This is a genomic window from Pseudomonas sp. NMS19W (assembly GCF_051554255.1).
GTDB classification, from domain to species: Bacteria; Pseudomonadota; Gammaproteobacteria; order Pseudomonadales; family Pseudomonadaceae; genus Aquipseudomonas; species Aquipseudomonas kribbensis.
Window position 1 is genome coordinate 5,112,830 of sequence record NZ_CP136718.1, and the last position, 12,963, is coordinate 5,125,792.

The following is a 12,963-nucleotide window of genomic DNA, read 5'->3' on the forward strand; positions in this document are numbered from 1 at the left end:
GCGGCTCTCCACTTCGTTATTTCAGAAAATACAAAAGCCGCTGCGAGGCAGCGGCTGGTGCTCGGGGCAACACCCATGGGTGTTGCAAACCCTGCCGGAGCAGGGCCGCTTGGGGTTCAACCCCAAGCATAGTCAAACCATTACTTGATGGTCAGGGCTTCCAGTTTGCCGCTGTTGCCATACACGTAAATCGTGTCACCCACCACCAGCGGACGGGCACGCAGGCCGTCGCTGTCGATGCGCTCGCGGCCGACGAAACGGCCGTCCACCTGACTCAGCAGATGCAGGTAACCTTCCAGGTCACCGACTGCAACGTAGCTGGAGAACACTTCCGGAGCCGACAGTTGACGGCGGGCCAGCGAGTCGTTGGTCCACAGTGCAGTGGTCGAACGCTCGTCGACGCCTTCAACGGTGCCCGAGGACAGGCTCACGTAGACGTTGCCGAAACCCTGGGCGATACCGGCGTAGCTCGACGCATCGCGCTGCCACAGTTGACGGCCGCTTTCCAGGTCCAGTGCCGCAACGCGACCCTGATAGCTGGCAACGTACAGAGTGCCACCGGACAGCAGCAGACCGCCGTCGATGTCGACCACGCGCTCCAGTTCCGAACGACCTTGTGGAATCGCGATCCGTTGTTCCCAGACCGGCACGCCGTTGGAAATGTCCAGAGCGACCACTTTACCGGTCGACAGGCCAGCCACCGCGAGGCGGTTGGTCGCGAGCGGTGCACTGGTGCCACGCAGGGTCAGTACGGCCGGAGTGCTGTCATACACCCAGCGCTGGTGACCGGTGGATGCATCCAGACCAATCAGACGATCGTCCTGGGTCTGCACGACCACGATGTCGCCGTTGCTGGCTGGTGGCGCCAATACTTCACTGGTCACGCGAGCGCGCCACTTCTCTTCACCATTGATGGTGTCGAGGGCGATGACGTCGCCACGCAGCGTGCCGATCAGAACCAGACCGTAACCCACGCCGACGGCGCCGGAGACTGGCACATCCAGTTCTTTCTTCCACTTCACGTCGCCGTTGCTGCGATCCATGGACATCACGATACCGGTCACGTCGGCGGCGTAAATGGTGTCACCATCGATCGCCGGCACCAGCATGTTGTAGGTTTCGCCCTGACCGTCACCGATCGAACGGCTCCACACTTTGTGCAGAACCACTTCTTCCTTGAAGGAAGTCAGTTCGGCTGGTGGCAGTTCTTTTGTGCTGTTGCTGCTGCAACCCGTGGCCAGAATGGCCAGAGCCAGCAATGCTGCATGCTTCCAACCGATCACGTCACGCATCCCCTTTGGCCAGGTCGTCCAGCTTGATTTGAAGGCCGCCGACTGCCGCTTCATCCGACAGTGCCGCCTTGGCTTTTTGATACGCCGCGTTCGCTTCGTCAGTGCGGCCCAGCTGTACCAGCAGGTCGCCCTTGAGTTCTTCGCGAGTGGCCAGGAACGACTTGTCGGCATCGCCTTCAAGCAGTTTCAGGGCTTCATCCGCCTTGTTCTGTGCGCCCAGCACCTGCGCCAGACGCTGACGGGCGATTTCGCCCAGCGCCGCGTTGGCCGGCTTGGCAACGATGGCTTTCAGCTCGGTCGCCGCGTCGTCCAGCTTGCCGCTGTCGACCGCAACCTTGGCCACGAACAGGCTGCCATACTGCGCGTAGGCAGTACCGCCGAACTCGCTGTTGAGCTTGCCGGCCAGATCAGCAACGCGCGCAGCGTCAGGCTTGCCGTCCGGGGTCAGCGTGGTTTCCAGCAATTGCTGATAGAGCACCGAGGCGCCTTGCGACTGGTTGCTCTGATACTTGTGAAATGCCTGCCAGCCGAACACGATGACCAGCGCCAACAGGCCGCCAGTGACCAGAGGTTTGCCGTTGCGTGTCCACCAGTCCTTCAAATCCGCCAACTGTTCGTCTTCGGTACTCGACACCCCAATACTCCTTAATCGCTAAATCGGCTGTTTAAACAGCTTCAACCCTGCACGACGCAGGTGGCCAGGTGAGCGGCAAGCGCATCCCAGGCAATGCTTTGTTGTTCGCCCTGGCCACGCAGGGGTTTGAAACCTACCACTTGCTGGGCCATTTCGTCGTCACCGAGGATCAGTGCGTACAGCGCACCGCTCTTGTCGGCTTTCTTGAACTGGCTCTTGAAGCTGCCGGCACCGGCATTGACCTGCAGGCGCAGGTTCGGCAACTGGTCGCGTACACGCTCGGCCAGGGCCAGACCGGCCAGCTCCGCCTCTTCGCCGAAGGCGCAGAGGTAGACGTCGACCTGACGGGCGAGTTCTTGCGGGATCTGCTCCAGGGTTTCCAGCATCAGCACCAGGCGCTCGATGCCCATGGCGAAACCGACGCCCGGAGTCGGCTTGCCGCCCATCTGCTCGACCAGACCGTCGTAACGGCCGCCCGCGCACACAGTGCCCTGGGCGCCGAGCTTGTCGGTGACCCATTCGAATACGGTTTTGCTGTAGTAATCGAGACCGCGTACCAGTTTCGGGTTGAGCACGTAAGGAATGCCGACAGCATCCAGACGCGCCTTCAGACCTTCGAAGTGGGCACGGGACTCTTCATCCAGGTAATCCGCCATTTTCGGCGCATCGACCAGCACCGCCTGGGTGTCGGCATTTTTGGTGTCGAGCACGCGCAGCGGGTTGGTTTTCAGGCGACGCTGGCTGTCTTCGTCCAGTTTGTCGTGGTGCGCCGAGAGGTACTCGACCAGCGCTTCACGATAACGACCACGGGACTCGCTGGTACCCAGGCTGTTGAGTTCGAGCTTGACGGCATCGCGGATACCCAGCTCACCCCACAGGCGCCAGGTCATGATGATCAGTTCGGCGTCGATGTCCGGACCGTCGAGGTTGAAGACTTCCAGACCGATCTGGTGGAACTGGCGATAACGGCCTTTCTGCGGACGCTCGTGACGGAACATCGGACCGATGTACCAGAGTTTCTGCACCTGGCCACCGCCGGTGATGCCATGCTCGAGCACGGCACGCACGCACGCAGCGGTGCCTTCCGGACGCAGGGTCAGGGAGTCGCCGTTGCGGTCGTCGAAGGTGTACATCTCTTTTTCGACGATGTCGGTCACTTCGCCGATCGAGCGCTTGAACAGCTCGGTGAATTCGACGATCGGCATGCGGATCTGCTTGTAACCGTAGTTATCCAGCAAACGCGAAACGGTGCCTTCGAAGTAGCGCCATACCGGGGTCTGTTCCGGCAGGATGTCGTTCATGCCACGAATGGCTTGCAGGGACTTGCTCACAGAAATTCCTTAATTCGTTCGATCAGCCGCGCGCGATGACCGCTGCGTCGGCTTCGACCTTCTCGGCCGCTTTCTCGCGGATCAGCTTTTCCAGCTCGTCCACCAGATTGTCATTCGTCAGTTTCTGCGACGGCTTGCCGTCGATGTAAATCAGGTTCGGCGTACCGCCGGTCAAGCCGATATGGGCTTCTTTTGCTTCGCCCGGGCCGTTGACCACGCAACCGATCACCGCAACATCCAGCGGCACCAGCAGGTCTTCAAGGCGCCCTTCCAGCTCGTTCATGGTCTTGACCACATCGAAGTTCTGCCGCGAGCAGCTCGGGCAGGCGATGAAGTTGATGCCACGGGAACGCAGATGCAAAGACTTGAGAATGTCGTAACCGACCTTCACTTCCTCGACCGGATCGGCCGCCAGCGAGATGCGGATGGTATCGCCAATCCCCTCGGCGAGCAGCATACCTAGGCCCACGGCGGATTTCACTGTACCGGAGCGCAATCCACCGGCTTCGGTGATGCCCAGGTGCAGCGGCTGGACGATTTCCTTGGCCAGCAGACGGTAGGCTTCGACGGCCATGAACACGTCGGAAGCCTTCACGCTGACCTTGAAGTCCTGGAAATTCAGGCGTTCGAGGTGCTCGACGTGACGCAGCGCCGACTCGACCAGAGCGGCCGGGGTCGGTTCGCCATATTTCTTCTGCAGGTCTTTTTCCAGGGAACCGGCGTTGACGCCGATGCGGATCGGAATCCCGCGGTCACGGGCGGCATCGACCACCGCACGCACGCGGTCTTCGCGACCGATGTTGCCCGGGTTGATGCGCAGGCAGTCCACGCCCAGTTCGGCCACGCGCAAAGCGATCTTGTAGTCGAAGTGGATGTCGGCAACCAGCGGCACCTTGACCAGCTGCTTGATCTTGCCGAACGCCTCGGCGGCGTCCATGTCCGGCACCGATACGCGAACGATGTCGACGCCAGCGGCTTCCAGACGGTTGATTTGGGCGACGGTGGCCGCGACATCGTTGGTGTCGCTGTTGGTCATGCTCTGCACCGCGATAGGTGCATCGCCGCCCACAGGCACGTTACCGACCCAGATCTTGCGCGATTCGCGACGTTTGATTGGAGATTCGCCGTGCATGACTTATTGACCCAACTTCAGGCGAGCAGTCTCGCCACTGGTGAACGGAGCAACATCGACCGGCTGGCCGTTGTAGCTGACCTGCGCAGCCCGGGCAACACCCAGACGCACGGCCAGCGGTGGCTTGCCTGCCACGGAGACGCTGTCGCCTTTATGTTTCAGACCGCTGAACAGAACCTTGCCGCGACCATCGGTGACCTGTGCCCAGCAATCAGCGGTGAACTGCAGTTGCACCTGGCCTTCGCCTGCTGCCGGAGCAGTGGTTTCTGCGGTGGGTGCCGGGGTGGCCGCAACAACGGGTGCGGTGACGGTCGGTGCCGGAGTCGCCGGAACGTTAGGAGCAGGTGCAGCCGGAGTGGCGACAACCGGGGCCGGGGCATGGGCCGGAGCAGCAGGCGTCGCCGCCGGGGCAGCAGGTAAGGCCGGTGCGGCTGCCGGAGCGGCTGGCTCGGCGCCGGTGGATTCGGCAGTGGTTTCCGACTGGGGCAGGGCCAGCGCGGTCGCGCCCTCGGTCTGACCTTCGGTAACGGCCTGGTCTTCCGGCTCGTCGATCGGATGAATCTGCGTGGTGCCATCGGCGCCTTCGACTTCAACGTGCTCCGTGGCCAGACTGGTCAGGTCCTTGGTGCGCAGCGAGGTCTGATCCTGCCACCAGACAAAACCGCCGCCGATGACCGCGATCAGCAGCAACAGGCTGACGATCCGCAGAATGGTGTGGGAAACACGGACCGGCTCTTCGATCCGGCCCAGCGCATGGACATTGCTGCCCTGGGAGTCGGTGCCGGTAGATTGGTCGAATTGCTGGACCAGGACCGCCTGGTCCATGCCGAGCAATTTGGCATAGGCGCGAATATAGCCGCGAGCGAAGGTATGCCCCGGCAGCTTGTCGAACGCACCGGCTTCGAGGTTGGTCAGGGAAGTCACGGTGAGGTTGAGCTTGAGGGCCACTTCGGCCAGCGACCAGCCATTGCTTTCGCGGGCCTGGCGCAAGGTCTCACCGGGGTTAACGCGATTCGCTGCTACAACTTCGGGATGCGCCGCTTTCATCATTGCTCCGACAGGTATTGCTGATATTCCGGCGTACCGGGATAGAGTCGTTTTAATTGCAGGCCCGCACTGGCGGCCTTGTCGCGATCTTCAAACACTTTTGCCAACCGAACCGCGAGTAACAGACTACGTGCATTTTGCTCGGACAGCTGGCTGAAACGGTCGTAATAGTCACGTGCGGGCACATAATGCCTGTCTTCGAATGACAACTCAGCCATTTCCAGCAACGCCCGTGGTTGCTGACGGTTCAAACGCAATGCTTTTTCCAGTTGCTGCTGGGCCAGATCACGCTGGCCAAGCTTGGACGCCGTCATGCCGAGGTTCTCGAACACGCGCGAACGCTCAGGATACAGGGTATCGGCGGCGGCCTGTTCAAAACGCTCGTAGGCTTCCTTGTAACGCTGTTCTTCGTAGAGAAAACTGCCGTAATTGTTGAGGATGCGGGCATCGGCGGGACGGGAGGACAGTGCCTTGCGAAAGTGTTCGTCGGCCAGCTTCGGCTCCATCTCGGACTGAAAGACCAGCCCAAGGGCGGCGTTGGCGTCGGGATCGGAACCGTCCAGCTCGAGGGCCTTTTTCAAGGGTACCTTGGCCCGCTCGGTCATGCCTTGCTGCAAGTATCCCAGCCCCAGCTGCACGTAGGCAGCCCGCGCTTCGTCGCGGCCCTTGCTGGTCTTCATCGGGTTGTAATCACCCGACAGGACACAGCCAGCACACAGGCTGGCCAACAGCAACAGCAGCGCAAAGCGCAGGGACATAGAGATCCTCTCTTAGTTAGTGTTCGCGGCGTTCTGTGCCAGATCGCTGTCGGCGCTCAATTCGCGCACGGCGATGTAACGTTCGCTGCGACGGGTGCGATCCAGCACCTGCCCTACCAATTGACCGCAAGCCGCGTCGATGTCTTCACCACGGGTGGTGCGCACGGTCACGTTATAGCCTGCCTGATGCAGCTGATCCTGGAACCGGCGGATCGCGTTGTTGCTCGGCCGCTCGTACCCGGAGTGCGGGAACGGGTTGAACGGAATCAGGTTGATCTTGCAGGGAATATCCTTGAGCAGCTCGATCATTTCCACCGCGTGCTCAAGCTTGTCGTTGACGTCCTTGAGCAAGGTGTACTCGATGGTCAGCACACGTTTCTCGCCCAGGGCGGACATGTAGCGCACACACGAATCGAGGAGCATCTTAAGCGGATATTTCTTGTTGATCGGCACCAATTGGTTACGCAATGCGTCATTCGGTGCGTGCAGGGACAACGCCAGGGATACGTCGATGTGCTTGGCCAGCTCATCGATCATCGGCACCACACCCGACGTGGACAGGGTCACGCGGCGCTTGGAGATCCCGTAGCCCAGGTCATCCATCATCAGATGCATGGCGGCCACGACGTTGTCGAAGTTCAGCAGCGGTTCGCCCATGCCCATCATCACCACGTTGGTGATGGCGCGGTCGATGGTAGCCGGAACACTGCCGAAGGATTTGTTGGCAATCCACACCTGGCCGATGACTTCGGCGGCGGTGAGGTTGCTGTTGAAGCCTTGCTTGCCGGTGGAGCAGAAACTGCAGTCCAGGGCACAGCCTGCCTGGGACGAAACGCACAGAGTGCCGCGTTTGCCCTGGGGAATGTAAACAGTCTCGACGCAACTGCCGGACGCCACGCGCACCACCCACTTGCGGGTGCCGTCGCTGGAAATGTCCTCGCTGACCACTTCGGGACCGCGAACTTCAGCAACAGCCTTGAGCTTTTCGCGCAAGGCCTTGCTGACGTTCGTCATGGCGTCGAAATCATCGACGCCAAAGTGGTGAATCCATTTCATTACCTGACCGGCACGGAAACGCTTCTCCCCGATTGAGTCGAAGAATTTTTCCATTTCCGGCTGGGTCAGACCCAGCAGGTTGGTTTTAACAGTCGATGTAGTCATGGATTCACCTTCACTCTTAAGCCAATGCTTAGCGAGTGGTTACTTCAGTAGCTGCGAAGAAGTACGAGATTTCGCGAGCGGCAGCGGCTTCGGAGTCCGAACCGTGAACGGCGTTGGCGTCGATCGACTCAGCGAAGTCAGCACGGATGGTGCCGGCAGCAGCTTCTTTAGGGTTGGTAGCGCCCATCAGCTCACGGTTGCGAGCGATGGCGTTTTCGCCTTCCAGAACCTGAACAACAACCGGACCGGAGATCATGAAAGCAACCAGGTCACCGAAGAAACCGCGCTCTTTGTGCTCAGCGTAGAAGCCTTCAGCTTCGGCTTTGGACAGTTGCTTCATTTTCGAAGCAACCACTTTCAGACCAGCCTTTTCGAAACGGGTAACGATTTCGCCGGCAGCGCCTTTTGCAACGGCGTCTGGCTTGATGATGGAGAAAGTACGTTGAACAGCCATGGTGTAACTCCAGAAACGGTAATTTGCGAAAAATTAAACCCGCGAATTATACGCGGGTTCTTGGGTATTGCCTAACCTGCAAGGATGATCAGTCTATTTCATCATTCCAGAGCTGCTGAACCGCTTCCAACACCTTCTCGCCGACCCGGCCAGAGTTAGCGTCGAAGTCAGGCAGCTCCTTGATCCACTGCTGCAACTCGACGAAATTGACAGAATACGGATCTACACCCGGCTTGGCCTCAGCCAACTCTTCTGCAATACGTTGAACATCATTCCAACCGTAGCTCATGACAGTCTTACCAGTCAGTGCGGCGCTTCGGCCGCATGGTTAAGCGAATATTTCGGAATCTCGACGGTGAGGTCTTCCTCGCCGACGATGGCCTGACAGGCCAGGCGCGACTGCGCCTCCAGACCCCAGGCGCGATCGAGGAAATCTTCCTCCAACTCGTCAGCTTCTTCCAGCGAGTCGAAACCCTCGCGGATGATGCAGTGACAAGTGGTGCAGGCGCAGACGCCGCCGCAGGCGCTTTCCATCTCGATATGGTGTTCGTGGGCCAGCTCGAGAATCGAAGTGCCGGGCTCAGCCTCGACCACCATGCCTTCAGGGCAGAACTTCTCGTGGGGCAGAAAAATGACCTGCGGCATCAGATATCCTCGATTTCATTCAGGTTGCGCCCCGACAGAGCGGCTTTCACCGTCTGATCCATACGACGGGCAGCAAAAGCATCGGTCACTTGCGACAGACGCTTGGTCTGCTGCTCGATGGCGTAACCATCGGTACCTTTCATCAGTTCGGTCAGTTCCTGCACCTGCAGGTCGATGACCATGCGCTCTTCGGCGTCGAGCAAACGCTCGCCATCCGCCTCCAGAGCGCCCTGCACCGCTTCGATCAGGCGCTGGGCATCAACCTGCTGCTCGCGCAGGACGCGGGCAACCTTGTCGTCATTGGCGTGCTGGAACGAATCCTTGAGCATCTTGGCGATTTCGCCGTCGGTCAGACCGTAGGACGGCTTGACCTGAATGCTCGCCTCAACGCCCGAACCCAGTTCACGGGCAGAGACGCTGAGCAGACCGTCGGCATCGACCTGGAAGGTCACGCGAATCTTCGCCGCGCCCGCCACCATCGCCGGGATACCGCGCAATTCGAAACGCGCCAGGGAGCGGCAGTCGCTGATCAGTTCGCGCTCGCCCTGCAACACATGGATCGCCATGGCCGACTGGCCGTCTTTATAAGTAGTGAAGTCCTGGGCGCGGGCAACCGGGATGGTGGTGTTGCGCGGAATCACCTTCTCCATCAGGCCGCCCATGGTTTCCAGCCCCAGGGACAGCGGAATCACGTCGAGCAGCAACAGTTCGCCGCCATCGCGCTTGTTGCCGGCCAGCGTATCGGCCTGGATCGCGGCACCGATGGCCACCACTTGATCCGGGTCGATTTCAGTCAGCGGTTGACGGCCGAAGGCTTCGGCGACAGCTTCGCGAACACGTGGAACGCGGGTCGAACCACCGACCATGACCACGGCATGCACGTCTTCCAGCTCGATACCAGAGTCGCGAACGGCACGGCGGCAGGCTTTCAGGCTGCGGGCGACCATTGGCTCGATCAGCGCATCGAAGGCCTCACGGGTCAGCTGTGCTTTCCAGTCGCCATAAGCAACTTCAACACTGCGGGCATTCGTCAGGGCTTCCTTGGCCGCGCAGGCAGTTTGCAGCAGATTGCGCTGCGCACCCGGATCGAGATCGGCGGAAAGGCCCGCGCTTTCGATGATCCAGCCGGCAATCGCGTGGTCGAAATCGTCACCACCCAGCGCGCTGTCGCCGCCAGTGGCCAGAACTTCGAAGACACCGCCAGTCAGGCGCAGAATCGAAATATCGAAAGTACCGCCACCCAGGTCATAAATGGCGACCAGGCCTTCGGCATGCTGATCCAGCCCATAAGCCACCGCAGCGGCGGTCGGCTCGTTGAGCAGGCGCAGTACGTTCAGACCGGCGAGTTTTGCCGCATCCTTCGTAGCCTGGCGCTGAGCGTCGTCGAAATAGGCAGGAACGGTAATCACCGCGCCGACCAGTTCACCGCCAAGGGTCGCCTCGGCGCGCTGACGCAACACCTTGAGGATATCGGCGGACACTTCGACCGGGCTTTTCGGGCCCTGCACGGTGTCGATGAACGGCATGTGCGATTCGCCACCGACAAAACGGTATGGCAGCTGATCGCCCAATTGCTTGACGTCGGACAAGCCACGACCCATCAGGCGTTTGACCGACAGCACGGTATTCAGGGGATCGGAGGACGCGGCCAGTTTGGCCGACTCGCCGACTTCGACGCGATCGGCGTGATAACGCACGGCGGAAGGCAGGATGACCCGCCCTTCGGCGTCGGCCAGCGGCTCGGAAAGACCACTGCGCAACGCAGCGACCAGCGAATTGGTAGTGCCCAAGTCGATCCCCACAGCCAGACGACGCTGGTGCGGTTGAGGACTTTGGCCGGGTTCGGCGATCTGCAGTAGGGCCATCGTGATCAGGACTTATCTGTATATCAGGCGTGCGACCGGAGCGGCACTGGGTTAATCGTCGAGGCGCTCTTCTAACTGGCGCACTTCGTAGGTGAGCTTGTCGAGGAACTGCATGCGCCGCATCAGGCGTTCGGCCTGTTCGCGTTGCGCTGCATCATCCCAACAGGCTGCGAAGCTTTCGTTCAGCTGCTCCTGAGCAGTCTTCAGGCGGCGCTTGAAGGTCGCGACACCTGCCAGGTCGGCACTGTCCTGCAGATCTTCAAGCTCTTCGCGCCATTGCATCTGCTGCAGAAGAAACTCGGGATCGTGGACCGTGACTTCCATCGGCACTTCATGACCGCTGATCGTCAGCAGGTAACGCGCACGCTGTGCCGGGCTCTTGAGCGTCTGGTAAGCATCGTTGAGCCGAGCGGACTGTTCGAGTGCCGAGCGCTGCTCACGCTCGGAAGCGTCGGCAAAGCGATCGGGATGAACGCCGCGCGCCAGCTCGCGATAGCGCGTGGCCAGTTGCTCGAGATCCAGACGAAAGCCCGGTTGCAGCTCGAATAAAGCGAAATGACAAGGAGTTCCCACGACCAGCCTCAGATGTTGAAGCTTTCGCCGCAGCCACACTCACCGCGCACGTTGGGATTGTTGAACTTGAAGCCTTCGTTCAACCCTTCCTTGACGAAATCGAGTTCGGTGCCGTCGAGGTAAGCCAGGCTCTTGGGGTCGATGATCACTTTTTCGCCGTGACTCTCGAACACCTGATCTTCTGCAACCACCTCGTCGACAAACTCCAGCACGTAGGCAAGGCCGGAACAGCCTGTGGTGCGAACACCCAGACGAATCCCTTCACCCTTGCCGCGCCCGTCGAGGGAGCGTCGCACGTGTCGAGCAGCCGCTTCTGTCATGCTGATAGCCATCGTTGACTCCTTACTCGTCGCCCAATGCTTAGATCAAGCCTTTCTTCTGCTTGTAGTCGCGAACGGCAGCCTTGATGGCGTCTTCTGCGAGTACCGAGCAGTGGATTTTCACTGGCGGCAGAGCCAGTTCTTCGGCCAGCTGGGTGTTCTTGATGGTTTCCGCTTCGTCCAGGGTCTTGCCCTTCATCCACTCGGTGGCGAGGGAGCTGGAAGCGATAGCCGAACCGCAGCCGTAGGTCTTGAACTTGGCGTCTTCGATAACGCCCTGGTCGTTGACCTTGATCTGCAGACGCATCACGTCGCCGCACGCCGGAGCGCCGACCATGCCGGTGCCGACATCTGGATCTTCCGCGTCCATCTTGCCGACGTTACGCGGGTTTTCGTAGTGGTCGATGACCTTTTCGCTGTAAGCCATGATTCTCAATCCTCACTCATCAGGGCCGCTCTTGAGACCCTGCAACTGCGCTGCGCAAACCGCCGCGTCGCTACAGGATCCGTATCCGGCGGCTTCTATGTTTAGTGTGCCGCCCACTCGATCTTCGAGATATCGACGCCGTCTTTGTACATGTCCCACAGCGGCGACAGAGCGCGCAGCTTGGTGACGGCCTCGCAGACTTTCTGCGCGGCGTAATCGATTTCCTCTTCGGTAGTGAAACGGCCGAAGGTGAAGCGGATCGAGCTGTGCGCCAGTTCGTCGTTGCGGCCCAGGGCGCGCAGCACGTACGAAGGCTCCAGAGACGCCGAAGTGCACGCTGAACCGGACGAAACCGCCAGATCCTTGAGCGCCATGATCAGCGACTCGCCTTCAACGTAGTTGAAGCTCAGGTTCAGGTTGTGCGGAACGCGGGCGGTCAGGCTGCCGTTGACGTACAGCTCTTCCAGATGCTCGACCTGCTTGTAGAAACGGTCGCTCAACGCCTTGATGCGGACGTTTTCGGCAGCCATGTCTTCCTTGGCTACACGGAACGCTTCGCCCATGCCGACGATCTGGTGGGTCGCCAGGGTGCCGGAACGCATGCCACGCTCGTGACCGCCGCCGTGCATGGTCGCTTCGATGCGCACACGCGGCTTGCGGCTGACGTACAGCGCGCCGATGCCTTTAGGACCGTAGGTCTTGTGGGCAGAGAACGACATCATGTCGACTTTCAGCTTCTGCAGGTCGATTTCGACCTTGCCGGTGGACTGAGCGGCGTCGACGTGGAACAGAATGCCTTTCGAACGGGTCAGCTCGCCGATGGCGGCGATGTCGTTGACCGTGCCGATCTCGTTGTTCACGTGCATCACCGACACCAGGATGGTGTCTTCGCGCAGCGCGGCTTCGATCATGGCCGGCGTGATCAGACCGTCTTCGGTCGGCTCGAGGTAGGTCACTTCGAAACCTTCACGCTCCAGTTGGCGCATGGTGTCGAGGACAGCCTTGTGCTCGATCTTGGAAGTGATCAGGTGCTTGCCCTTGGAGGCGTAGAAATGTGCCGCGCCCTTGATTGCCAGGTTGTCGGACTCGGTGGCACCGGAGGTCCAGACGATTTCGCGCGGGTCGGCGTTGACCAGATCGGCCACCTGACGACGGGCGTTTTCGACGGACTCTTCGGCCTTCCAGCCGAACACGTGGGAACGGGACGCCGGGTTACCGAAGTTTCCGTCGACCAGCAGGCATTCACTCATCTTTTGCGCTACGCGCGGATCGACCGGGGTGGTCGCAGAGTAATCAAGGTAAATCGGCAATTTCATGGACTATC

The 12,963-nt window shown here is 60.3% G+C and carries 15 protein-coding genes; all 15 read right to left on the bottom strand.

The genetic code is table 11. The features are described 5' to 3' along the window. Nucleotides 1-140: 140 nt before the first annotated feature. The 15 genes from bamB to R1A29_RS23400 all read right to left on the bottom strand — a co-directional run bounded on the left by bamB (nucleotide 141) and on the right by R1A29_RS23400 (nucleotide 12,955). Nucleotides 141-1,292 (bottom strand): outer membrane protein assembly factor BamB, encoded by a 1,152-nt coding sequence (gene bamB / locus R1A29_RS23330; protein WP_438299727.1) that lies wholly within the window; start codon nucleotides 1,290-1,292, stop codon nucleotides 141-143. After that, nucleotides 1,285-1,926, bottom strand: a complete 642-nt coding sequence (locus R1A29_RS23335; RefSeq protein ID WP_085734102.1) for a tetratricopeptide repeat protein — start codon at nucleotides 1,924-1,926, stop codon at nucleotides 1,285-1,287. The genes bamB and R1A29_RS23335 overlap by 8 nt, the downstream gene beginning before the upstream one ends. Nucleotides 1,927-1,967: 41 nt before the next feature. Then, the gene (gene hisS, locus R1A29_RS23340) at nucleotides 1,968-3,257 is read right to left on the bottom strand and encodes a histidine--tRNA ligase (RefSeq protein ID WP_408985916.1); all 1,290 of its coding nucleotides are present in this window, start codon (nucleotides 3,255-3,257) and stop codon (nucleotides 1,968-1,970) included. A gap of 22 nt (nucleotides 3,258-3,279) precedes the next feature. After that, nucleotides 3,280-4,389 (bottom strand): flavodoxin-dependent (E)-4-hydroxy-3-methylbut-2-enyl-diphosphate synthase, encoded by a 1,110-nt coding sequence (ispG, locus tag R1A29_RS23345; RefSeq protein ID WP_007956680.1) that lies wholly within the window; start codon nucleotides 4,387-4,389, stop codon nucleotides 3,280-3,282. 3 nt (nucleotides 4,390-4,392) lie between these two features. Next, nucleotides 4,393-5,436 (bottom strand): RodZ domain-containing protein, encoded by a 1,044-nt coding sequence (locus R1A29_RS23350; RefSeq protein ID WP_438299728.1) that lies wholly within the window; start codon nucleotides 5,434-5,436, stop codon nucleotides 4,393-4,395. Then, nucleotides 5,436-6,194 (bottom strand): type IV pilus biogenesis/stability protein PilW, encoded by a 759-nt coding sequence (pilW, locus tag R1A29_RS23355; protein WP_085709401.1) that lies wholly within the window; start codon nucleotides 6,192-6,194, stop codon nucleotides 5,436-5,438. Before pilW ends, R1A29_RS23350 begins: the two co-directional genes overlap by 1 nt. A gap of 12 nt (nucleotides 6,195-6,206) precedes the next feature. Beyond that, complete coding sequence (gene rlmN / locus R1A29_RS23360; RefSeq protein ID WP_085709400.1) at nucleotides 6,207-7,355, bottom strand: 23S rRNA (adenine(2503)-C(2))-methyltransferase RlmN; 1,149 nt, start codon at nucleotides 7,353-7,355, stop codon at nucleotides 6,207-6,209. Between the two features lie 28 nt (nucleotides 7,356-7,383). Continuing rightward, nucleotides 7,384-7,809 (bottom strand): nucleoside-diphosphate kinase, encoded by a 426-nt coding sequence (ndk, locus tag R1A29_RS23365; RefSeq protein ID WP_003227894.1) that lies wholly within the window; start codon nucleotides 7,807-7,809, stop codon nucleotides 7,384-7,386. An 88-nt stretch (nucleotides 7,810-7,897) separates the two neighbouring features. Further along, complete coding sequence (gene iscX, locus R1A29_RS23370; RefSeq protein WP_085709399.1) at nucleotides 7,898-8,098, bottom strand: Fe-S cluster assembly protein IscX; 201 nt, start codon at nucleotides 8,096-8,098, stop codon at nucleotides 7,898-7,900. Nucleotides 8,099-8,112: 14 nt separating this feature from the next. Beyond that, the gene (fdx, locus tag R1A29_RS23375; protein ID WP_041071821.1) at nucleotides 8,113-8,454 is read right to left on the bottom strand and encodes an ISC system 2Fe-2S type ferredoxin; all 342 of its coding nucleotides are present in this window, start codon (nucleotides 8,452-8,454) and stop codon (nucleotides 8,113-8,115) included. Then, entirely contained in the window at nucleotides 8,454-10,319 is a 1,866-nt protein-coding gene (gene hscA, locus R1A29_RS23380) for a Fe-S protein assembly chaperone HscA (protein WP_438299730.1), read from the bottom strand. Before hscA ends, fdx begins: the two co-directional genes overlap by 1 nt. 51 nt (nucleotides 10,320-10,370) lie before the next feature. Beyond that, the gene (gene hscB / locus R1A29_RS23385; RefSeq protein WP_085709397.1) at nucleotides 10,371-10,892 is read right to left on the bottom strand and encodes a co-chaperone HscB; all 522 of its coding nucleotides are present in this window, start codon (nucleotides 10,890-10,892) and stop codon (nucleotides 10,371-10,373) included. 8 nt (nucleotides 10,893-10,900) lie between these two features. Continuing rightward, nucleotides 10,901-11,224: an iron-sulfur cluster assembly protein IscA gene (iscA, locus tag R1A29_RS23390; RefSeq protein ID WP_003227904.1), complete on the bottom strand. Its 324-nt coding sequence runs from the start codon at nucleotides 11,222-11,224 to the stop codon at nucleotides 10,901-10,903. Between the two features lie 28 nt (nucleotides 11,225-11,252). Then, nucleotides 11,253-11,639, bottom strand: a complete 387-nt coding sequence (iscU, locus tag R1A29_RS23395; RefSeq protein WP_064589074.1) for a Fe-S cluster assembly scaffold IscU — start codon at nucleotides 11,637-11,639, stop codon at nucleotides 11,253-11,255. 101 nt (nucleotides 11,640-11,740) lie between these two features. Beyond that, complete coding sequence (locus R1A29_RS23400; protein ID WP_085709396.1) at nucleotides 11,741-12,955, bottom strand: IscS subfamily cysteine desulfurase; 1,215 nt, start codon at nucleotides 12,953-12,955, stop codon at nucleotides 11,741-11,743. Between the last annotated feature and the right edge of the window lie 8 nt (nucleotides 12,956-12,963).